At 58.8% G+C, this 19,274-nt stretch carries 19 protein-coding genes; 6 read left to right on the top strand and 13 right to left on the bottom strand.

The window, feature by feature from the left end:
* Positions 1 to 150: 150 nt before the first annotated feature.
* Positions 151 to 2,061, bottom strand: coding sequence for an amidophosphoribosyltransferase (locus CKA38_RS00310; RefSeq protein WP_108826323.1), 1,911 nt, complete (start codon positions 2,059 to 2,061; stop codon positions 151 to 153).
* Positions 2,062 to 2,593: 532 nt separating this feature from the next.
* Between CKA38_RS00310 and CKA38_RS00305 the strand changes: the two genes are divergently transcribed.
* Together CKA38_RS00305 and CKA38_RS00300 are read left to right on the top strand one after the other, a co-directional pair.
* Positions 2,594 to 3,178 (top strand): hypothetical protein, encoded by a 585-nt coding sequence (locus tag CKA38_RS00305; RefSeq protein ID WP_108823714.1) that lies wholly within the window; start codon positions 2,594 to 2,596, stop codon positions 3,176 to 3,178.
* A 58-nt stretch (positions 3,179 to 3,236) separates the two neighbouring features.
* Positions 3,237 to 4,739: a flotillin family protein gene (locus CKA38_RS00300; protein WP_108823713.1), complete on the top strand. Its 1,503-nt coding sequence runs from the start codon at positions 3,237 to 3,239 to the stop codon at positions 4,737 to 4,739.
* 201 nt (positions 4,740 to 4,940) lie between these two features.
* Here the strand turns inward: CKA38_RS00300 and CKA38_RS00295 are convergent, their stop codons facing one another.
* The 4 genes from CKA38_RS00295 to CKA38_RS00280 form a co-directional block, all read right to left on the bottom strand.
* Positions 4,941 to 5,768 (bottom strand): tetratricopeptide repeat protein, encoded by an 828-nt coding sequence (locus tag CKA38_RS00295; RefSeq protein ID WP_161554641.1) that lies wholly within the window; start codon positions 5,766 to 5,768, stop codon positions 4,941 to 4,943.
* Positions 5,769 to 5,864: 96 nt separating this feature from the next.
* A complete protein-coding gene (gene recA, locus CKA38_RS00290) occupies positions 5,865 to 6,959 on the bottom strand; it encodes a recombinase RecA (protein WP_108826322.1) in 1,095 nt (364 codons plus the stop codon).
* 158 nt (positions 6,960 to 7,117) lie between these two features.
* Positions 7,118 to 7,810 (bottom strand): outer membrane beta-barrel protein, encoded by a 693-nt coding sequence (locus CKA38_RS00285; protein WP_108823711.1) that lies wholly within the window; start codon positions 7,808 to 7,810, stop codon positions 7,118 to 7,120.
* 252 nt (positions 7,811 to 8,062) lie between these two features.
* Positions 8,063 to 8,782, bottom strand: coding sequence for an outer membrane beta-barrel protein (locus CKA38_RS00280; RefSeq protein WP_108823710.1), 720 nt, complete (start codon positions 8,780 to 8,782; stop codon positions 8,063 to 8,065).
* 343 nt (positions 8,783 to 9,125) lie between these two features.
* Between CKA38_RS00280 and CKA38_RS00275 the strand changes: the two genes are divergently transcribed.
* Together CKA38_RS00275 and sppA are read left to right on the top strand one after the other, a co-directional pair.
* Positions 9,126 to 9,569, top strand: a complete 444-nt coding sequence (locus tag CKA38_RS00275; protein WP_108823709.1) for a MarR family winged helix-turn-helix transcriptional regulator — start codon at positions 9,126 to 9,128, stop codon at positions 9,567 to 9,569.
* A 345-nt stretch (positions 9,570 to 9,914) separates the two neighbouring features.
* Positions 9,915 to 11,795: a signal peptide peptidase SppA gene (sppA, locus tag CKA38_RS00270; RefSeq protein WP_108823708.1), complete on the top strand. Its 1,881-nt coding sequence runs from the start codon at positions 9,915 to 9,917 to the stop codon at positions 11,793 to 11,795.
* A gap of 223 nt (positions 11,796 to 12,018) precedes the next feature.
* On the opposite strand, the gene CKA38_RS00265 is transcribed toward sppA, so the two are convergent.
* From CKA38_RS00265 to infA, 3 genes are all read right to left on the bottom strand, one after another.
* Positions 12,019 to 13,512, bottom strand: a complete 1,494-nt coding sequence (locus tag CKA38_RS00265) for a butyryl-CoA:acetate CoA transferase (protein ID WP_108823707.1) — start codon at positions 13,510 to 13,512, stop codon at positions 12,019 to 12,021.
* A gap of 322 nt (positions 13,513 to 13,834) precedes the next feature.
* Positions 13,835 to 14,353 carry a GNAT family N-acetyltransferase gene (locus CKA38_RS00260; RefSeq protein WP_108823706.1) on the bottom strand — a complete coding sequence of 173 codons (519 nt, stop codon included), beginning with the start codon at positions 14,351 to 14,353 and terminating at the stop codon, positions 13,835 to 13,837.
* Between the two features lie 48 nt (positions 14,354 to 14,401).
* The gene (gene infA, locus CKA38_RS00255; protein WP_108823705.1) at positions 14,402 to 14,665 is read right to left on the bottom strand and encodes a translation initiation factor IF-1; all 264 of its coding nucleotides are present in this window, start codon (positions 14,663 to 14,665) and stop codon (positions 14,402 to 14,404) included.
* 176 nt (positions 14,666 to 14,841) lie between these two features.
* Between infA and CKA38_RS00245 the strand changes: the two genes are divergently transcribed.
* Positions 14,842 to 15,378 (top strand): nucleoside deaminase, encoded by a 537-nt coding sequence (locus tag CKA38_RS00245; RefSeq protein WP_108823703.1) that lies wholly within the window; start codon positions 14,842 to 14,844, stop codon positions 15,376 to 15,378.
* A gap of 3 nt (positions 15,379 to 15,381) precedes the next feature.
* On the opposite strand, the gene CKA38_RS00240 is transcribed toward CKA38_RS00245, so the two are convergent.
* The gene (locus tag CKA38_RS00240; RefSeq protein ID WP_108823702.1) at positions 15,382 to 15,915 is read right to left on the bottom strand and encodes a phosphatidylglycerophosphatase A family protein; all 534 of its coding nucleotides are present in this window, start codon (positions 15,913 to 15,915) and stop codon (positions 15,382 to 15,384) included.
* Positions 15,912 to 16,547: a CDP-diacylglycerol--glycerol-3-phosphate 3-phosphatidyltransferase gene (gene pgsA / locus CKA38_RS00235; protein WP_108823701.1), complete on the bottom strand. Its 636-nt coding sequence runs from the start codon at positions 16,545 to 16,547 to the stop codon at positions 15,912 to 15,914. The genes CKA38_RS00240 and pgsA overlap by 4 nt, the downstream gene beginning before the upstream one ends.
* 186 nt (positions 16,548 to 16,733) lie before the next feature.
* On the opposite strand from pgsA, the gene coaD reads away from it, so the two are divergent.
* Complete coding sequence (coaD, locus tag CKA38_RS00230) at positions 16,734 to 17,213, top strand: pantetheine-phosphate adenylyltransferase (RefSeq protein WP_108823700.1); 480 nt, start codon at positions 16,734 to 16,736, stop codon at positions 17,211 to 17,213.
* 158 nt (positions 17,214 to 17,371) lie between these two features.
* Here the strand turns inward: coaD and trxA are convergent, their stop codons facing one another.
* The 3 genes from trxA to CKA38_RS00215 all read right to left on the bottom strand — a co-directional run bounded on the left by trxA (position 17,372) and on the right by CKA38_RS00215 (position 19,209).
* A complete protein-coding gene (gene trxA / locus CKA38_RS00225; RefSeq protein WP_108823699.1) occupies positions 17,372 to 17,692 on the bottom strand; it encodes a thioredoxin in 321 nt (106 codons plus the stop codon).
* 189 nt (positions 17,693 to 17,881) lie between these two features.
* Entirely contained in the window at positions 17,882 to 18,259 is a 378-nt protein-coding gene (locus tag CKA38_RS00220) for a hypothetical protein (RefSeq protein WP_236919073.1), read from the bottom strand.
* Between the two features lie 128 nt (positions 18,260 to 18,387).
* Positions 18,388 to 19,209: a segregation and condensation protein A gene (locus CKA38_RS00215; RefSeq protein WP_108823698.1), complete on the bottom strand. Its 822-nt coding sequence runs from the start codon at positions 19,207 to 19,209 to the stop codon at positions 18,388 to 18,390.
* Positions 19,210 to 19,274: the final 65 nt, after the last annotated feature.

Below are 19,274 nucleotides of genomic sequence, written 5' to 3'. Positions count from 1 at the left end.
AATTAAAAAGTAAAGAATCAGGCACCGGGCGGCGTCTGCAAGCAGGAGATTTTTAGAATGCGGGTTTGGAGGCGGTCGATTCGCAAGCCGTCAGTTGCCTTCTGGTTTGTCGAGGCCACTTTCTAATTCCTACTTTTTACTTTCCACTTTTTAATAGCTTCTGCCCTCGGATTTTTCGTAGTAGTTCACGTAGGCTTGGTTGACGATGCGGTAGCCGCCGGGGGTGGGGTAGTTGCCCGAGAAATACCAGTCGCCGGTGTGGTTGGGAACCGCCTTGTGCAGGTTTTCGATCGTCTGGAAGATCACGCTGAGCTCGCCCTTCCAGTCGAGTTTGCGGGGGCGGACGAGTTCGGCGATGCGCGCGGAGATTTCCTCCGGCGTGAAGCCGTCGTAGATTTTTGCGACGTGATTGACCGTGCCGTTGCGGGCGACTTCGTCGCGGCAGAGTTGGTAGACTTCCTGCAGGAGCGGAGTCTGGCCGCGTTCCTTGATGAGCGAGATGGCGGCTTCGAAGGCGATGAGTTTGCCGAGCTCGGACATGTCGATGCCGTAGCAGTCGGGGTAGCGGATTTGCGGCGCGGTGGAGGCGATCACGATGCGCTTGGGCTGGAGGCGGGCGAGCATGCGCAGGATCGATTTGCGGAGCGTGGTGCCGCGCACGATGGAGTCGTCAACGCACACGAGGTTGTCGATGCCGGGGCGGATGGTGCCGTAGGTGATGTCGTAAACGTGGCTGGCGAGCTGGTTGCGGGTGGATTCCTGCCCGATGAAGGTGCGCAGCTTGATGTCCTTGCTGACGATTTTTTCGCCGCGCGGCCAGTTGCGCAGGATCACTTCGTCGAGGAGGTTTTCGGTGAGGCGGTTTTCATTCTGCGCCTCGAGGAGGATTTTTTTGACTTCGTCGCGGCGGCGCTCGCGCAGGGAGTGGAGGAGGCCGAAGTAGGCGATTTCGGAGGTGTTGGGGATGAAGCTGATGATGGTGTTGCCCCATTCGTGGTTGGTGGCGTCGAGGACTTGGTCGGCGAGCTGGCCGCCGAGGGCCTTGCGCTCGGAGTAGATGTCCTGGTCGTTGCCGCGCGAGAAATAGATGCGCTCGAAGGAGCACGCGGCGCGGGGGAGGGGCGTGGTGACTTGCGTGTCGGTGATGGTGCCGCGGCGCTTGATGACGATGACGTGGCCGGGGGTGACTTCCTGGACTTGCTCGATGGCGGCGTCGAACACGGTCATGAGCGGGGCGCGTTCGGAGGCGAAGGCGACGACTTCGTCGTCCTGATACCAGAAGCAGGGGCGGATGCCGGATGGGTCGCGCGTGACAAAGGCGTCGCCGTTGCCGATGAGTCCGCAGAGGGAGTAGGCGCCGTCCCATTGCTGGGCGGCCTTGGTGATGACGCGGGTGAGGTCGAGATCCTCGCTGATTCGGCGGGACATTTCCTCGCCGGAGAGGCCGCGGGTGCGCAGGTAGCGGTAGATGTCCTCGTGTTCCTCGTCGAGGAAGAAGCCGATGCGCTCAAGGATGGCCTGGGTGTCGGTGGCGAAGATCGGATGCTGGCCCATGGTGATGAGGCTTTGGTTCAGCTCCGCGGTGTTGGTCATGTTGAAGTTTCCGCAGAGGGCGAGGTTGCGGGTTTGCCATGGGCTGCGGCGGTAGAAGGGGTGGCAGGAGCTGAGGCTGTAGCCGCCGCTGGTGCCGTAGCGCAGGTGGCCCATGTAGAGCTCGGCGCCGAAGTCGAAGTTCTTTTTGACGGTGTCGGCGAACTCGGGGTGGATGGTGCCTTCGGCGACCTTCTGGTTGTAGTCGCTCCAAATGCGCTTGAAGACGCGGTCGAGGGGGTTGGCCTCCACGCAGCGGTCGCGGAACATGTATTGCTCGCCCGGGGGCATGTCGAGCTTCACGGCGGCGACGCCCGCGCCGTCCTGGCCGCGGTTGTGCTGCTTTTCCATGAGGAGAAACAGTTTTGTGAAGCCCCAGAGCGGCGTGCCGTATTTGTTTTGGTAATACGAGAGCGGTTTTTTGAGTCGGATGAGCGCGATGCCGCACTCGTGCGTGAGTTTATCGGACATGATGAAGGCGGGTTGAAACTGGTGTTGGGAAATGGGTCGCGCCCGTGCGCGGCGCGCGGATGCGTTCGTTTGCGACGGTGGCGGGGGGATTTTCCCGGACATTCCGGGATTGGGGATGGAGGCGCATTATGGCTGGATGTCGCCCGCTCATCGACGTCCGGCTCCATGCGCAGGACAGGACATCGCGCGCGCGGCGCCTGTGTTTTCGCAGCCTTGCCCGCCGTCACTTTGAGTGACGTCCAGCGGATGATCCCGTATTGTCTGGTCGTTGATCTTCACAGGCCGTTAAAAGCGAAAAGATGACGCCTTGAATCGCAAACCGGTCAAGGGTTTTTGCTTATTTTTGAGCAATCACGAGCGGAAGTTTTACGAATCAGGCGGCCAATTAATAACATTCATGGAAAACCGGGGGATTTTTCCAAGGCGCGCATATCTGGCTTGCAGACACATCGGGGAGGACTTCACATCTGCGAAGCCCGCACAGCGTTTGTGTTGCGCGCGGCCAGCAACCCAAAACATCCTCCTTCACGCCATGGCATACCCGACAATACTCGCCAGCTTCCTCACTGATTGGTGGGGCGCGCTGTCGCTCGCCAAACAGATTTTCTACGGTATCGCGATTTTTGCCGCGTTCCTCGTCATCGTCATGGCGGTCGTCTCGATGTTTGGCATCGGCGACGACGCCGAGCTCGACGCCGACGTGGCCGACGGCGGCGGCAGCCTTTTTTCGGTGAAGCCGATCATCGGCTTCTTGTTCGCATTCGGCTGGGCGGGCGGCGCCTCGCTGAGCAGCGGACTGAGCGTTTTGGTGGCGAGCGTGATCGCGCTTGCGGCAGGTGGCGCGGTGATGCTCGGCATCGTTTGGATACTGCGCGCGACCCAGCGTCTCAAGGTTGACGGCACGCTCAAAAAAGAGGACGCCATCGGAAAAATCGCCACCGTTTACGTGACAATCCCTCCCGAAAGCCAGAGCGGCGGACAGATCATCGTGCCGCTCGACGGACGCACGATCACGCTCGGAGCACTGCAAAAAGGCGCCGCGCCGATTCCCTCGGACGCCAAGGTTAAAGTCACCGCGCTCATTGATTCGCACACGGCGCTCGTCGAGCCGATCTGAATTTTCGAAACGCCCGCAAATTCCAAACCATAAACTTCAAACCCAAACTTAAATACTTATGAGCGACATCACCGTTCCGCTACTCGCAGTTTTCGTAATCTTCATCGTCATGATCGGCATCGGCGTGGCGCGCCGTTACCGCATGTGCCCACCCGACCGCATCCTCGTCGTTTACGGCAAGGTCGGCGCCGGCGCGGCGCGCTGCTACAACGGCGGCTCGACCTTTGTCATGCCGATTTTCCAAAGCTACGCCTACCTGAACCTCACACCGATCACGATCGAGATTCCGCTGCGCAGCGCCCTTTCCAGCCAGAACATCCGCGTCAACGCCCCCGCAAACTTCGCCGTCGCCATCTCGAACGACCCCGCTGTCATGGGCAACGCCGCCACGCGCCTCCTCGGCAAGGCACCGCCTGAAATCGCCGAGCTCGCCCGCGAAATCATCACCGGCCAGATGCGCGTTGTGATCGCCTCGATGACCATTGAGGAAATCAACGCCGACCGCGAAAAACTCATCTCGCTCATCACCAAGGGCGTCGAAGTGGAACTCCGCAAAATCGGCCTCCACCTCATCAACTGTAACATCACCGACATCACGGACGAATCCGGCTACATCGACGCGCTCGGCAAGGAAGCCGCCGCCAAGGCGATCAACGATGCGCAAATCAAAGTCGCGCAGGAAAACCAGCGCGGCGCCATCGGCAAGGCCGAGGCCGAAAAACTGCAAGCCATCCGTGTTGCCGAAGCCGAGGCCTCAGCCGCGATCGGACGCAACAAGGCCGAGCAGGACATCGTCGCCTCGCAAGCCGAACTCGCCGAGAAGAAAGCCGAGGCCGACCGTCGCGCCGAGGTTGCGCAAAAAACCGCCAAGGCGAAAGCCGAGCAAGCCGCCTATGAGGCGCAAAAAGCCACCGAGGACGCCCGCGCCATGCGCGACGAAGCCAGCGCCGTGGCCGACCAAGTCGCCCAAGCCAACGCCGCCAAGGAAAAAGTTCGCGTCGACGCCGAGGCCACCGCCATCCGCGCCAAAGTGACCGCCGAGGGCCAGGCCGCCGCCGTGCGCATAGCGGCCGAGGGTGACGCCGCATCCGTGAAAACTCGCGCTGAAGCCGATGCCGCCGCGATTGAGCTAAAACTCACCGCCGAGGCGAAAGGCAAACAAGCCATTCTCGAGGCCGAGGCGAAAGGCCGCCAGGCACTCCTCGACGCGCAAGCCGACGGCCTTGCGAAATTCACCCAAGGCGGTCGCGACGCCACCGCCGCGATCAACCTCATCCTCGCGCAGCAAGTCGTCGAAGTCGCCCGCGTGCAATCCGACGCGATCCAAAAGCTCAAGTTCGACAAAGTTGTCGTCATGGGCGGCGGCAAGGACGGCGCGAGCGCTGGCGGTTTTGTCCAGGACCTTTACAAAAACGTGCTCCCGCTTCATGAAGTGGCCAAGGCCGCCGGTGTCGTCCTGCCGGGATTCCTCGGCACGGAAGCTGGAAAAACAGCGCCGCAACAAGCAGCCTCCGCCCCCGTCGCGCCGACAACAGCGACACCGCCGAAAAACAAAGCCTGATAATCGCCAAGTATCCCAACCAGAATGCAATCCCTGCGGGTATTCTGGTTGGGCATTTTTTTGAGCATTCCTGTTTTTGGTAGGGCGTTTGGCAGACTGTCGCTAACGCTCGAAACGGTCGTGTGTGCGCCTCGCATTCCCGGCGCGCTCGGCGAGCGCGCCCCACACGGATATTGAATACCGTTTTGTTTAAAAACTGTCCTAATTGGTGTTTGTGAAGGGCGCGGGCATTGGGGTGATTGGCATGGGATCAACGGTTGGCGTAATGGGCGCGATGTCGATTTTCATGGGGGCGGGCTTGGATGGGGCGGGGGCGGCGGTTGGCTCGCGGGCGGTTTTGGCGGCGGCGAGTTCCCTTGTGAGCTCCTCCGCGCGGGTTTCGCCGGCGGCGATGGTCTTGGGATACTTGGCCAGAAATTCGCGGAGCTTTTTTTCGCTTTGCACTGCCTCGGTATTTTTTTTCGCGGCGATGATGAGCCACGCCAGGCCCTCGGTGTAGTCGCGTTTCACGCCGCGGCCGCTGGAGAGCATTGCGCCGATGTTGTGTTGCGCGGTGGCGTCCCCGGCGAGGGCCGCGGTTTTGTAGTATTTGAGGGCCTTGGCGTAATCCCGCGGCGTTTCCGTGCCGTCGGCGTAAATCTTGCCGAGGCGGAAGTTGGCGGCGGTGTGCCCGAGTTGCGCGGCGTCGTCGAGATAGAGCATTGCGCGCGTGACGTTTTTCGGCGTTTCCGGGGTGCCGTCGAGATACATCTGGCCGAGTTCGTAGAGCGCGTCGGGGTTTTGATTTTCGGCGGCTTTTTGCAGGGCTTCAAAGCTGGGCCATTTATTGTCCGCCCCGCCGCCTCCGGTTGTGGAAATGAGCTTCGGCCCCGAGTCGTCTGAAACGACGGTGGCGGTTCCGACTTTGACGCTGGATGATTTTTTTGAGCGCGATTTTTTCGCTGTGGCTCCGGATTCCCGGGCTTGCGCGATGACGGGCGCCAGGAGCGCGAGGCTGGCGATGATGAGTATGCGGATAGTCGGCTGCATGTTTGACACTGACATGAAAGCGAGCCTCGCGGTTCGCGTCATGCGAAAAAAAACGCGCTGTTGGAGGACGGCGCGTTTGGTGATTGGTTTCGGGCCTTATTCCTTGTCGTTGTCGGCATTGCCTTCGCCGAGCGTGGTGCCGCCCTTGACGGTCACTTTTTCCATGACGGCGGTGATGATTTTTTCGGCGAGGTCGGGACGTTCGCGGAGCGTGGCCTTGGCGGCGTCGCGGCCCTGGCCGATGAGCTCGCCCTGATAGGATATCCACGCGCCTTTTTTCTCCACGATTTTGTGCTCGATGCCGAGATCGAGAATCGAGGCGGTGTGCGAAATGCCCTCGTTATACATGATGTCGAACTCGCATTCGGTGAAGGGCGGCGCGACTTTGTTTTTGACAACTTTGATCTTGGTGCGGTTGCCGACGACTTTGCCGTCGGGGGTCTTGATCTGGTCCTTGCGGCGGATGTCGATGCGGATGGACGAGAAGAACTTCAGCGCGCGGCCGCCCGAGGTCGTTTCGGGGTTGCCGAACATGACGCCGATTTTTTCGCGAATCTGGTTTGTGAAGATGCACACGCAGTTGGTTTTGCTGACAACGGCGGTGAGGCGGCGCATGGCCTGGCTCATGAGGCGGGCTTGCGCGCCGACGGTGGCGTCGCCCATCTGGCCGTCGAGTTCGGCGCGGGTGGTGAGCGCGGCGACGGAGTCGAGGATGATGATGTCGATGGCGTTGGAGCGGATGAGCGTCTCCATGATGTTGAGCGCGTCCTCGCCGGAGTCGGGTTGGGATACGAGGAGGTCGTCGAGGTTTACGCCGACAACCTTGGCGTATTTCGGGTCGAGGGCGTGCTCGACGTCGATGAAGGCGGCGAGGCCGCCGCGTTTCTGGGCCTCGGCGATGGCGCTTAAGCAGAAGGTGGTTTTGCCGGAGGATTCGGGGCCGTAGATTTCGATGATGCGGCCGCGGGGCAGGCCGCCGACGCCGAGGGCGAGGTCGATGGCGATGGAGCCGGTCGAGAGGGTTTCGACTTTCATTTTGCGCGCGTCACCGAGGCGCATGATTGAGCCTTCGCCGAATTGTTTGGTGATGGAGGAGACTGCGAGGTCGAGGTTTTTGCGTGTGGCGGCGTCGATGGCGTCAGCGGTTGCGGGAGTTGCGGCGGCGGTTTTGGCGGGCGATGCTTTGGACATGTGAGGCGGGTGTTTTATGTGTGTGTTGGTTTGGTTAAAAAGAGATGGGGGAACGGTGTGCGAGGGTTTGCGCGGTGGCAAATGAAGAAATGATGTTTCGACAAAAAAACTCCGGTTTGGGAGACCGGAGTTTATGTTTTGGGTTCGTTATGAAAGAGTTAGAATTTACATCCAACTGAGACGGTTGCGGAATGGGTGTCCATGCTGTCGAGTTTGAGTTTTACCCCGAGCATTTTATATTCGGTCGATCCAACACGGATATACCGGTATCCGGCATCCACGTAAAAGCGCGTGTTGATGTGGTAGGTTATTCCCGCTCCGCCGCCCCATGAAAATGCTGTGTCGGTGTCGTTGCCGGAGCCGTAATAGCTGCTGTTTACCTTCCATTTCATTGAGTAAAGGCCAGCCAGGGGTGTGAGGCGCAGTTCGCATTGTTCTTTCTTCCCAAGGGGGATGCAGGCACTGGCTGAGAGCAGCGCTGTTGTCACAGTAAAATCATTTTTTTCGCTGTAACCCGGCTCGGAGTGTTTGTCATCGCCGGATAGGCGGCCGATTTCGAGTTGAACCTTGCTGATTCTGTCAAGGCGTCCGCCGATGGCGATGGTGCCGCCGTAGAAATCCTGTTTCTGGCCCTCTGTTTTGGCTTTCATGTAGGTGCCGCCAACTTCGAAATAAAAATTGGGACCGGTTGCCTTGGGCATGGCATACGATGAATCGGGTTTGGATGAATGACTTGGCCCGGCAGCTTGGGCGGGTGTGGGTGGGGTTGTTTGGGCGAGGGCGGACGCGCTTGCGATGAGCAGGCCCGTGAATAATGCACAAATCGTTTTTGTCATATCAGTGGGGTTCATGGTGTTTTTGGTGTAATCGCTTCGTAACAAGGTGATGTCTGCTGATTTTTTATTGCCTGTGTGCGTCAAATTATAAGGACGCAGGTGTTTATAGTTTTTGTATTAACGTGCAGCTCTTGTGCGTGTGTTTCTTCTTTAAGTCGCGCTCGGAATTGTGGCGCGTAGGGTCATGATCGCAACCGGAGTAATGATACTCAGAAAAACTCCGACCCAAAGCGCCGGAGTTTTGTTTACAAAGTGGTGGTTGCCGAATCAGAATTTCCAACCAATGCTGAACGTGGCACCATTTGCATTAAAGGCATCTTGATCGAAGCTTGTGCCAAACAATTGATAGTCGGTCGAACCCGCACGCATATAACGGTAGCTCAAATCAAGATATAAATTCTTGTTGATATGGTAGGTAAAGCCAACACCACCGCCAAACACAAAGCTTGTGTCAGTATCATCGTCACTGGCCGAGCCATACCCATATATGCTTCCTTTTAGTTTCATGTTGGCTGTATAAAACCCAACCGTGGGGGTGAAGTGCAGTTCCCACTGCCCGTTTTTATCCAGAGGAAGGCAATAGCTATAGGAAAAGAGCGTGGGCACGGCGACAACCTCTTGGGTTATTTTTCCACTATATCCACCATAAGATGCGTAATAATCGTCGCTTGAAAACAACGCCTGCATTTCAACTTGGATTTTACTATGTTTGTCGATGCGCCACCCAAACGCAACGTGGGCGCCCCACAAATCAGAGTTGTCTTGATCAAGACCAATCTTGGCATTCATATATGCGAGCCCCCCTTCCAAATAGAAATTAGGGCCGGATGTCTTTGGGAGGGCAAACGAATCGCCATCAGAGAAATAAGCTGGGCCGGCTGCTTGTGCGGGCGTTGGCGGGGCAACTTGGGCGAGGACAGACGTGCTTGCGACGAGCAGGCTCGTGAATAATGCACAAATCGTTTTGCTGGTGGTGGTGGGTTTCATTGTGTTATTTGGAGTTAAGCACCCGTTAATGGGTTACGTCTGATGTTCTGTAATTTTTTGTGGACGTCAAGACATGGTGTGACGTGTCTCGTCGCATGCCATCCGGTTTCCATTCGATGTGGTCTATGTCTTCGCTTTCTAAGCAGCGCACGACTCAGTAACATTCAGGGACTTGCTTTCGAGGTCGAAGGCCGACATCCGTCAATTACCGATCTGTGTCACATGCGCGACAGGGGGCAAAATTTTTGAAATCTCCGCTGAAAAACAATTCCATTCTAAAATTAGTTGATTCATCAAATAAATTGCTTGACATGTAAAATAATATGACGATTGATGCGCCCTCATGCACATCACCACTCACATACTTGGCACGGCGGGGGATCTTCGGAAGGCGGCGGCGCGCGTTTTTCGCAGGCACGGGCTTTCTCCGGCGCAGTTCAATGTGCTCAATTTGCTTTCCGACCAGCCCGACGGCCTCAGCGCCGGCGTGCTTGCGGAAGAGCTCGTTGTTGATCCGTCGAACGTCACCGGGCTGCTGCAGCGCATGAAGCGCGACGGGTTGCTGGTGACCAAGCGCTCCCCCGAGGATGCGCGCATGCATGTGGCGCGCCTTTCGGCAAAAGGTCGGAGGCTTTGGGAGGTGTCGTATGCGGATTACGCAAACGAGCTGGCTCAATTCGACGCCATGCTGGACGAGGCCGGCGTTTCACCGGATTTGCTCAAGGAGCTGACGGGGTTGATTGTGATGATAAGCGAGTTTTGCCGCCAGAAAGCGACCGCTTCATGATTTGGCGGAAGTGCGATCGCGCATGCTAAAGCTGTCTTAACTGCCGCTCCGTAATCGCCGGGGATCCATCTTGATTTTTCGGCATGACGCGACGCTTTTTCGGGCGGAAAGTTTTTCCCTTTGCCTCAAAATTATCGTGGCGGGATCGCTGTCATGTTGTTTGCATTTGCGGGCAGAGATGCTTTTCAAACTGACATCGCTTGAGAAAAAGGCCCTGGCCGTGATCGCGCTGTTGATCGTCCTGGGATTGCTGGGATTTTGGTTGTTGTAATGGCGGCTCTCCGTCGCCGTCGCCTTTTCTCTGGTCGAGTCCGGCAAATGAGTTAATCTAGAAAGCTTATTATTATGAAAAATTTCTACACATCGCTGTTGGGCACATTGACCGCGCTGGCCATTTTTTCGATTGGGGCGGTGATATGCGGAATCATGTTTTTCGCAGTGATAGGCTCCATGATCGGCGGAGGCGGCGACAGCAAGCAGGTGACGGTGGAGAAGGGCGCGTATCTGGTTTTCGACATGTCGGTGAACATCACCGACGCGCCGGCGCAGATGGATTCGAGCGCGTTGATGGGGGCGTTGGCGGGAGGTCGAAACGAACCCGACCGGTTGCAACTGCGCCAAGTCACGAAGGCGCTCAAGGCCGCCGCCGAGGACAGCCGGATCGCGGGCGTGTTTTTGTGCGGCGGCTTCGAGCCGAACGGTTACGGCACGGGTTACGCGGCGTTGCGCGAGGTGCGCGAGGCGCTCGAACAAGTGCGCGCCGCCAAAAAACCGGTGATCGCGTATCTAGAGCAGGCGACGGTGCGCGAGATGTATGTGGCGTCGCTGGCCGACGAGCTTGTGCTCGATCCCTACGGGGTGGTTTTGATGCCGGGGCTGGCGAGCCAGCCGATGTATTATGCGGGCGCGTTTGAGAAATTCGGCGTGGGCGTGCAGGTGACACGCGTCGGAAAATACAAGTCCGCCATCGAACCTTTCACGCGCACCGACATGAGCCCCGAGAGCCGCGAGCAAATGCAAAAGCTGCTCGACGATTTGTGGGGCGATTTGCGCAACGACATCGCCGCCGGGCGCGGTTTGCGCGCGCAGGATTTGCAGGTGCTCGTGGATCGCGAGGGTTTCATCCAGCCCGAGGTCGCGTTGCAACGCAAACTCGTGACGCGCCTCGCATATCGCGACGAGGTGATCGACGACTTGAAAACACGCACGGGCCGCGCGGGCTCGGCGGAGCCGTTCAAGCAGATCGGCCTGCAAGATTACATATTCACCCTCCCCCGGACGACGGGGCCGGCGATTCCCCCGAAAACAGAAACCGCGGGCAAGCGCGGAGGCGGGAAGGGCGCGGTCGCGATTGTGTATGCCGAGGGTGCGATTGTTGACGGCAGGGGCAGCGTGAATGATGTCGGCGGCGAGCGTTTTGCGCGGCAAATCCGCCGCCTGCGCCAGGACGACAAGGTGAAGGCGATCGTGTTGCGTGTGAACAGCCCGGGCGGCTCCGCGACGGCGTCGGAGCACATCCAGCGGGAAATCCGCCTGGCGCGGAAAGAGAAACCGGTGATCGTTTCGATGGGCGCGTATGCGGCGTCGGGAGGTTACTGGATCGCGACTTATGGCGACCGGATTTTTGCGGAGCCGGGCACGATCACAGGCTCCATCGGCGTGTTCGGCATGCAGCTAGACATGCAAAAACTGGCGAACAATGTGGGCGTGACATTCGACAGCGTGAAGACGGGCAAATATGCCGACACGAGGACAATCGCGCGCCCGAAGACGCCCGATGAAATGGCGCTTTACCAGCGCATGGTTGATTGGATTTACGAGGAGTTTGTCGGCAAGGTCGCCGAATCGCGCAACATTCCGAAGGATCGCGTGCACGAAATTGCGCAAGGCCGCGTGTGGTCGGGCACGGAGGCGTTGAAACTCGGGCTGGTCGATGAAATCGGCGGCCTGGACGACGCGATTCTTTATGCGGTGGAAAAGGCGGGTCTCGCCCCAAGCTACCGCGTGCAGGAGTTTCCTCGCAAAAAGGAACTGTCCGAGGTGTTGAACGAAATGCTTGGCGGACGCTCCTCGCCGGATCAATCCGATGCGCGGCTGCGCGTGGGAAACAAGGGCGCGGTCAACGAGCTGGTGTCGCGCATTCAGGACGAGGCGCATATCCTCAATGAGTTCAACGACCCCAAGGGCATCTACGCGCGCCTGCCTCTCGATCTAGTGGTAAAGTGAGGCAGCGCAAGCGGGCGGAAGCGCGGTTATGCTCCGCTCACCACCGGGGACTGTCTGTGTCTGACGGGGGCTGGCGCGCATGGGCGGAGGGCTCATCTCGGCATCCGCGAGTCTCGGCGCACTCGGGGCGCACGCTTGTTATCAAGGCGATGGACTCGAATTGGCATCAAAAAAGCCAGCCTTAATCAGGCTGGCTTTTGGTTGATATTGTTGCGCGCTGTTATCAGTGCATTTGCACGCCGTGCATGTCGCCGGTGGCGAGGAACTGCTGGTGGAACGCGAAGGCGTTCGCGAGCGAGGTCTTCGTCTGGCCGCTCTTCGTCATTTCGCGGTAGCGCATGAGCGCGTCGCGGTAGTCGGGGTGCGCGCACTTGTTGATGATCTCGAGCGAGCGCTCGGCGGGCGATTTGCCGCGCAGGTCGGCGATACCTTGCTCGGTGATGATGACTTGCACGTCGTGCTCGGTGTGGTCGAGGTGGCTGGCGAAGGGCACGATTGCGCTGATCTTGCCACCCTTGGCCGCGGACGGGCAGGTGAAGATCGAGATGTAGGCGTTGCGCGTGAAGTCGCCCGAGCCGCCGATGCCGTTCATGAGGTTGTTGCCCATGATGTGCGTCGAGTTGATGTTGCCGAAGATGTCGGCCTCAATGGCGGTGTTCATCGTGATGATGCCGAGGCGGCGGACCATCTCGGGGTTGTTGGTGATTTCCTGCGGACGGAGGAGGAGGCGCGGGCGGAAGAACTCCATGTCGGCGTAGATGGTGTTCTTGAGAAGGTCGGGCGCGATGGTGAGCGAGGTGCCGGTGGCGAAGGTGCACTTGCCCGAGCGGATGAGGCCGATGACGGAATCCTGAATGACTTCCGAATACATCTGGAAGTTCGGGATGTCGGGATTGGCGCCCAGCGCGCCGAGGACGGCGTTGGCGATGTTGCCCACGCCGGATTGAAGCGGAAGGAATTCGCGCGGGATGCGGCCGACGGCGATTTCGTTGGCGATGAAGTCGGCGACGTTGGCGCCGATTTTGGTGGTGAGTTCGTCCGCGGGATCGAAGCCGCCGACTTCGTCGGGCGCGTTGCTTTCAACGATGCCGACGATTTTTTTCGGGTCGATCTTGACGGTTTCAACGCCGATGCGGTCGGTGGGTTTTTCGATGGGAATGACTTTGCGGAAGGGCGGGTCGAGCGGCTCGTAGATGTCGTGGAAACCGCGGAGCTTGGGCGAGTGGTAGCGGTTGAGCTCGATGATGACGCGCTCGGCCTGATTGAGAATGGTGGGGGAGTTTCCGACGGAGGTGGTCAGCGTGATTTCGCCGTCGTCGGTGATGTCGCAGGCCTCGACAATGGCCCAATTGATTTTGCCGAGAAAGCCGCGGCGGATTTGCTGGGCGACGTGCGAGAGGTGCATGTCGAAGAACTGAACCTGGCCGGCATTGATGGCCGCGCGGAGCGACTTGTTGGTCTGGTAGGGCGTGCGCCAGGAGAGGGCGTCGGCGCGGGCGAGTTCGCCGTCGAGCGAGTCGCCGGTGGAGGCGCCGGAAACGACGGCGACCTTGAAGGGGCGTCCGGCCTCGTGCTCGGCGCGCGCGCGCGCCGCGAGAGCGGTGGGCACGACTTTGGCGGCGCCCGCGGGAGTGAAACCGCTAACACCAATGGTGCTGCCGTGATTGATCAGGGCCGCCGCTTCAGCGGCGGTGAGTGTTGGGATTTTTGATGACATGATGTGATTAAAAAGCGCTTGGCGTGTGCGTGCGTGCGATGCTGCGGATGATTATGAAAATTGTAATGAACTGATTCAAGTGACAGTCAGGAGACGGCGAAAAAACGACGCGTTGCGCGGCAAATCAGTCAGTTTTTCACGGTTGCGTGACCGTTTTCACGATAAACTCGTGAGTGCGTAAAAATGAAGAGTTGTTTGCGCGCAGTTCAAGTTTTCCCGCAAATAATAACTGAAATTATGCGGTGTATTAGCTGGGGTGGGGCGGGGTGCTGAGTCGGGGCGAGTCCGGCAAGCCGGCCCGGATTGCGCATTCGCGGCGTCCCTACGATTTGCGAATCGCGAAAATGTGGTTGGGGTGGGCGTCGGCGCCGAGCATGAAACTGGTTTTGCCGACATGGAGCCAGTTGTGTTTTTTGTAGAAGTCGATTGCGCGCTGGTTGCCCGCCCAGGCGGAAAGCCAGACGACGGTCGCCCCGTCGGCGAAGGCGCGCGCGGTGGCGTGCCGGAGGAGCCTGGAGCCGACACCCTGGCGCGTGAAGCGCTCGAGCACGTAGATGCGTGTGATTTCGGCTTGCGCGGCGTCGGGCAGCGAGGGCGTGGCGGCGGGGAGGGTAACGTCCGCAAACCCAATGACGCCCCCGGCGGTTTCGGCGATCCAAATTGTGGTGAACGGGGCGGCGATATGCCGGCGGATTCGCGGTTCGGTGAACTCGGCCAGCACATGCCCGGCCATGTCGCGGGTGACCGCGTCGCGGGCGTAGGTGTCGATCCACACGGTTAATCCTGTCGCTGCGACGAGCGACGCGTCCGCTTCGGTGGCGCGGCGGATATTAATGTCCATCGCGGGAAAAACTGGAGGCGCGATTTTGGCGGCCCGCGCCACTTTTTGTTAGTAGCGGCGGCGCGGCGGCGGACGCCAGCCGGAAGCCGACTCGTCCTTCATGCGGTAAGTGATGCGCGCTTTTTCGAGATCGTAGGGGCTCATCTCCATTTTCACCGAGTCGCCTGCCGCGATCTTGATGAAGTTCTTGCGGAGCTTGCCGGAGATGTGCGCGAGCACGATGTGCCCGTTTGCCAGTTGCACTTTGAACATGGTGCCGGGGAGCACGGCGACGATTTTGCCCTCTACTTCGATTACGTTGCTGTCAGCCATAGGTTACGGGGCGTGACGCCCCTTTGCAGGTGTGTGGTTGCGGTTTGTGTTGGTTGTTGGTGTTTGCGAAAAAACAGCGCGCGCGCTGTTGAACGAAAAGCCTCTTGAAAGAGGGGCGCGCTCCGCGTAAGTCAAGGTTTTCCGCTTTATCAATGGATTCCGTTTCATCGCACAACATGCAAAAAAATGCCGCGCCCCCCTGTCCGTTCGACAAACGGTTTCCCTCGCAACTGGTCCGCGATGACACGTTTTACATGAGCCTGGCGTTCAACCAGGGCATCGATGCGTGGCGCGAGGACGAGGTGCCGATCGGGTGCGTGATCGAGCTGGGCGGCGAGGTGATCGCGAGCGCGCACAATCGCGTGGAGTGCACGAACGATCCGACGGCGCACGCGGAGATGCTTGCGATCACGCAAGCCGCGTCGCGCGCGGGCGACTGGCGCCTGGAAAACGCGACGCTTTATGTGACGAAGGAACCGTGCCCGATGTGCTCGGGGGCGACATTGATGTCGCGCGTAAAACGGGTTTGCTACGCGGTGCCCGACCCGAAGATGGGATGCCTGGGCGGCGCCACGAACCTGAACGATTTGCAACGCGTGAACCACCATCTCGAAATCACCGCGGGCGGCGTGCTCGAGGATGAGTGCCGCGAGTTGTTGCAGCGGTTTTTTCAGGAAAAAAGAAAAGGCGGCGACTCGGACCGGTCCGCCTGATTTTTAGAAAACAACCCAAGTGCGCAGCGCCCAGGCCGCGAGGTGCAGGGTGGCGCAGGTGGCGAGGGCGGCGGCGGTGTCGTCGAGCGTGACTCCCCAGCCGCCGGGCAGGTTTTGCAGGCGCGAGATGCCGAGGGGTTTTGTGATGTCGTAGAGCCGGAAAATCGCGAACGCCGCCACATACACGCCCCAGGGCGCGGCCCAGTTTGGCAGCGACCCGGCGACATGCGGCCAGCCGAGAAAGCAGAGCGGAATCGCGACAAACTCATCGAGCACGATCTGGCCGGGGTCGCGTTCGCCGAGTCGGAATTCGGCCTCGCCGCAAAACGCGACCGAGAGCCAGATCAGGAGCAGGCAGATTAAAATCACGACTGGCAGCGCGAGATAATGAAACACCAGCAGTTGAAAAAGGAGCCCGGCGAGCGAACCCCATGTGCCGGGCGCGCGGCGCATGCGCCCGAACGGGCCCACGCGCGCGATGGCGAGCACGATGCCCGAGGGCACAAAACGGGGCCAGGTGGGTTGGCGAAAATTCATCCCTTGAGCGCGCCCTCCTCAAAAACTTTCCGGTATTTGAGGATGTAGCTCACGCCGGAACTGACCGTGAGCAATGTTGCCAGGACAAAGAGCCCGAGGCCGGTGTAATTAATGATGTCGGAGTAGATCGAAATATCCACCGGCATCCTGTGTGCCCAATCGATCGCAATCGCGGGCTCGAGAAGCATGAACGCGACCGCGATGAGCTGGACGATGGTCTTGATTTTTCCGGTGCGCTCGGCGGCCACGACCACTCCCTTGCTCGCGGCGACCATGCGCATGCCGCTCACCAAAAATTCCCTGCAAAGCGTGAGCATCACCAGCACGAGAAAAAAGATGACGAGGTGGCTGCGGTCGCTGCCCTGCTTGATTCCGTAATAGGCGACGAGCGCCACCATGATGCCGATGACGAGGATTTTGTCAGTGAGGGCATCCATGAATTTGCCGAAATTGGTGACGATGTTTTGTTTGCGGGCCAGGTATCCGTCGAACCAGTCGCTGATCGCGGAAATGATAAAAAGCACGAAGGCAATCGTCGCCGAGCCGCGCCACGAGCAGAACATCAACCAAATGATGACGAACATCAGCGGAATCCGGGAAAGAGTGATGATATTTGGGAGATTTAATTTCATTCGGGATCAACAGTGGCGCAAAGCACTGACAGCGTTTCTCGATAAAAGAGCCTCGTCATGTTGAGGTAATTTGTATTGGAAACAACCCACAAGTTGCGAGTTTCGTGATTTCCGATAACGGCCAGGATTGACGCGGCGAGCAAGAAACCTTTTTCAGAAAAGCCACCACACTTCATCCTTTTATTCATGCAACACTGCATCTATCCGGGCACCTTTGATCCAGTCACCTACGGGCACCTCGACGTGCTCGCGCGCGCGTCGCGGCTTTTTGACCGCGTGACGATGGCGGTGGCAAGCAACGAGGGCAAGGGGCCGCTCTTCACGGTCGAGGAGCGCGTCGAGATGATCCGCCCCAACATCGCCAACTTGAAAAACGTGGACGTGCAAATCTTCGACGGCCTGCTGGTCGATTTTGCCCTGTCTCAAAAGGCGACGGCGATTATCCGCGGGTTGCGCGCGCTTTCGGATTTCGAGTTCGAGTTCAACATGGCGCTCATGAACCGGCACCTGCAGCCGGCCATCGAGACGCTGTTCGTGATGCCGCGCGGCGCCTACAGTTTCACGAGTTCAAACCTGATCAAGCAAGTGGCGCGCTACAACGGCGACGTGAGCCATTTCGTGCCCGACAATGTCGGCGCGGCGTTGAAAAAAGCCTACCAAGGTTAATCCCGCCAAAACACCAGCGATCGAGGGATCGTCGCGGGCGGGGTTGCCAGAGCTTTTTTGGTTTATTCTATCGCATTGAGATAGGGGCGAACCGTCACGGTGAGCCGGGTGTGTTGCTGCGGCTCACCGTGACGGTTCGCCCTACCAAAAGGCGTTTCTCAGAAGTGCGGCTGCAGCTTTGCGATGAAGCTGCCCTTGGATTGCATGCCGACGACGGTGTCGATGAGTTTGCCGTCCTTGAAGAGAAGGAAAGTGGGAATCGCGCGGACGTTGTATTCGGCGGCGACGGCGCCGTGGTCGTCGATGTTGAGCTTGGCGATTGTCACCTTGCCCTCAAGGTCGGTGGCGAGTTCGTCAAGGATGGGCGCCATGGCCTTGCAGGGACCGCACCAAGGAGCCCAGAGATCGATGAGAACGAGGCCGTTGGCGATGGCGGTTTTGAAAGTGTCGGCGGTGAGATCGGCAATGTTGGCGGACATGATGTGAAATTAAGAATTAAGGTTTATGGATTGAGGAGTGAAGACTGCGACGGTGGATGCGAAGAGTGAAGTTTTAAAATCAATATGTGTTTCTGGTGTTAAGGATAACGGAGTCGTCAAGCGGCTGCCGGGAGATTTTCGTTTGCGGGAGGCCGCGCTTCTTAAATCTTAAATCTCAGCCCTTAATTTTTATCTCGGCGTTGCCTTGTGGATGATTTCGGCGAGTTCGGCGCGCTCGACTTGGGAGAGGTATTTGCCGCGGTGTTTGAGCTCCTCGAAAGTTTTGATGACGGTTTCAGTCATGCGCTCGTGCGTTTGCTCGGAGCCGCCGACGATGGCGAATTGCTCGCCGGTGGTGACGCGCTTGTGCCCGTCCGCATTGTCGAGGCCGATGCCGAGAAGGGCGGATGCGCCGGCGGGTTTCCTTGGGGATTTCTTGATCGCGGGCGCGGTGATCTTGGCTTTTTTTGCGGTGGGTTTTTCGGCTTTGGACGCGGCGGGCTTGCGCTTGGCGGGGCGGCCGCGGCGCTTCGGGGATTTGTCGTCGTTGGATGGCGATTTGCTCACGGAAAAAAGAAGGTGGGCGCGGTGTTGAAAGGCGCAAGGATTGAATAAGGCGATATCCACAAAAAAGCACAAAAGGCGCAAAGATAAAGGCGGCCGATGATTTTTTTGCGCCTCTTCGCGGTTATTCCTCAGGCGGTCTCATCCCCGGGAGGCGCGTCGAACTCCGAGGTGAAGTTTTCCGCGGACTGCCCGGTGGATGTGGCGTCCGGCTCGTCCTCGACCGCCGTGCAGAGGATGTCGGAGTAGGCTTCGTTTTGGCTGATGCGCAGCTTGTGCAGGCGCGTGAGCTCGAGGACGGCGATGAAGGTGGCGACGAGCGTGCGAAGCGTGGTTTTGCCGGGGAAAAGATTCGAAAATATGAAGGACTTTTCGGTGCGGATGCGCTCGAGGATGTGTTCCATCTGGTCGGCCACGGTGATTTGCTCGTCCTTGATTTCGCCGACAACGAGTTTTTCGGCGAGGCGGCGCAGGATGATGTTGAACGCGTTCCAGAGTTCGATGCGGTCGACGTTTTTGAGGGGACGGTCGCTTTCGTCGGGTGCGTCGGATTTGACGATGCGCGGGAGCTTGTCGTGGTTGAAGGTGGCGAGACCCTGCAATTCCTGCGCGGCCTCCTTGAACTTTTTGTATTGGAGGAGTTGGTGGACGAGTTCGTAGCGCGGGTCGATGGCGTCGTCGTCGGAGGCGTTGGGATCGACGGCATGCTCGCCCTTGGGCAGGAGCATGCGGCTTTTGATTTCCATGAGCGTGGCGGCCATCACGAAAAAGTCGCCGGCGATTTCGAGGTCGAGCTCCTTGAGCGAGTGAATGACGTCGATATACTGGCGCGTGACCGACTCGATGGGTATGTCGTAGATGTCGATTTCGTTTTTCTTGATCAGGAAAAGGAGGAGATCGAGCGGGCCTTCGAAGGCGGGAAGTTTTATGCGATAGTCGGTTTCTGGCAGCACGGGGCGGAAATGCTTGGCAACGCGGCGGGACGGGCAAGTGGAAAAATGACGAAAAGAGTTTTCCG

The sequence above is a fragment of the Ereboglobus luteus genome, assembly GCF_003096195.1.
Classification (GTDB): Bacteria; Verrucomicrobiota; Verrucomicrobiia; order Opitutales; family Opitutaceae; genus Ereboglobus; species Ereboglobus luteus.
The sequence above is the reverse complement of the archived record's forward strand: the minus strand, read 5'-3'. Positions and strand labels throughout refer to the sequence as shown.

Coding starts and splice junctions, on each gene's coding strand:
- CKA38_RS00310 (WP_108826323.1), bottom strand. CDS start 2,061: ATGTCCGATAAACTCACGCACGAGTGCGGCATCGCGCTCATCCGACTC.
- CKA38_RS00305 (WP_108823714.1), top strand. CDS start 2,594: ATGGCATACCCGACAATACTCGCCAGCTTCCTCACTGATTGGTGGGGC.
- CKA38_RS00300 (WP_108823713.1), top strand. CDS start 3,237: ATGAGCGACATCACCGTTCCGCTACTCGCAGTTTTCGTAATCTTCATC.
- CKA38_RS00295 (WP_161554641.1), bottom strand. CDS start 5,768: ATGCAGCCGACTATCCGCATACTCATCATCGCCAGCCTCGCGCTCCTG.
- recA (WP_108826322.1), bottom strand. CDS start 6,959: ATGTCCAAAGCATCGCCCGCCAAAACCGCCGCCGCAACTCCCGCAACC.
- CKA38_RS00285 (WP_108823711.1), bottom strand. CDS start 7,810: ATGAACCCCACTGATATGACAAAAACGATTTGTGCATTATTCACGGGC.
- CKA38_RS00280 (WP_108823710.1), bottom strand. CDS start 8,782: ATGAAACCCACCACCACCAGCAAAACGATTTGTGCATTATTCACGAGC.
- CKA38_RS00275 (WP_108823709.1), top strand. CDS start 9,126: ATGCACATCACCACTCACATACTTGGCACGGCGGGGGATCTTCGGAAG.
- sppA (WP_108823708.1), top strand. CDS start 9,915: ATGAAAAATTTCTACACATCGCTGTTGGGCACATTGACCGCGCTGGCC.
- CKA38_RS00265 (WP_108823707.1), bottom strand. CDS start 13,512: ATGTCATCAAAAATCCCAACACTCACCGCCGCTGAAGCGGCGGCCCTG.
- CKA38_RS00260 (WP_108823706.1), bottom strand. CDS start 14,353: ATGGACATTAATATCCGCCGCGCCACCGAAGCGGACGCGTCGCTCGTC.
- infA (WP_108823705.1), bottom strand. CDS start 14,665: ATGGCTGACAGCAACGTAATCGAAGTAGAGGGCAAAATCGTCGCCGTG.
- CKA38_RS00245 (WP_108823703.1), top strand. CDS start 14,842: ATGCAAAAAAATGCCGCGCCCCCCTGTCCGTTCGACAAACGGTTTCCC.
- CKA38_RS00240 (WP_108823702.1), bottom strand. CDS start 15,915: ATGAATTTTCGCCAACCCACCTGGCCCCGTTTTGTGCCCTCGGGCATC.
- pgsA (WP_108823701.1), bottom strand. CDS start 16,547: ATGAAATTAAATCTCCCAAATATCATCACTCTTTCCCGGATTCCGCTG.
- coaD (WP_108823700.1), top strand. CDS start 16,734: ATGCAACACTGCATCTATCCGGGCACCTTTGATCCAGTCACCTACGGG.
- trxA (WP_108823699.1), bottom strand. CDS start 17,692: ATGTCCGCCAACATTGCCGATCTCACCGCCGACACTTTCAAAACCGCC.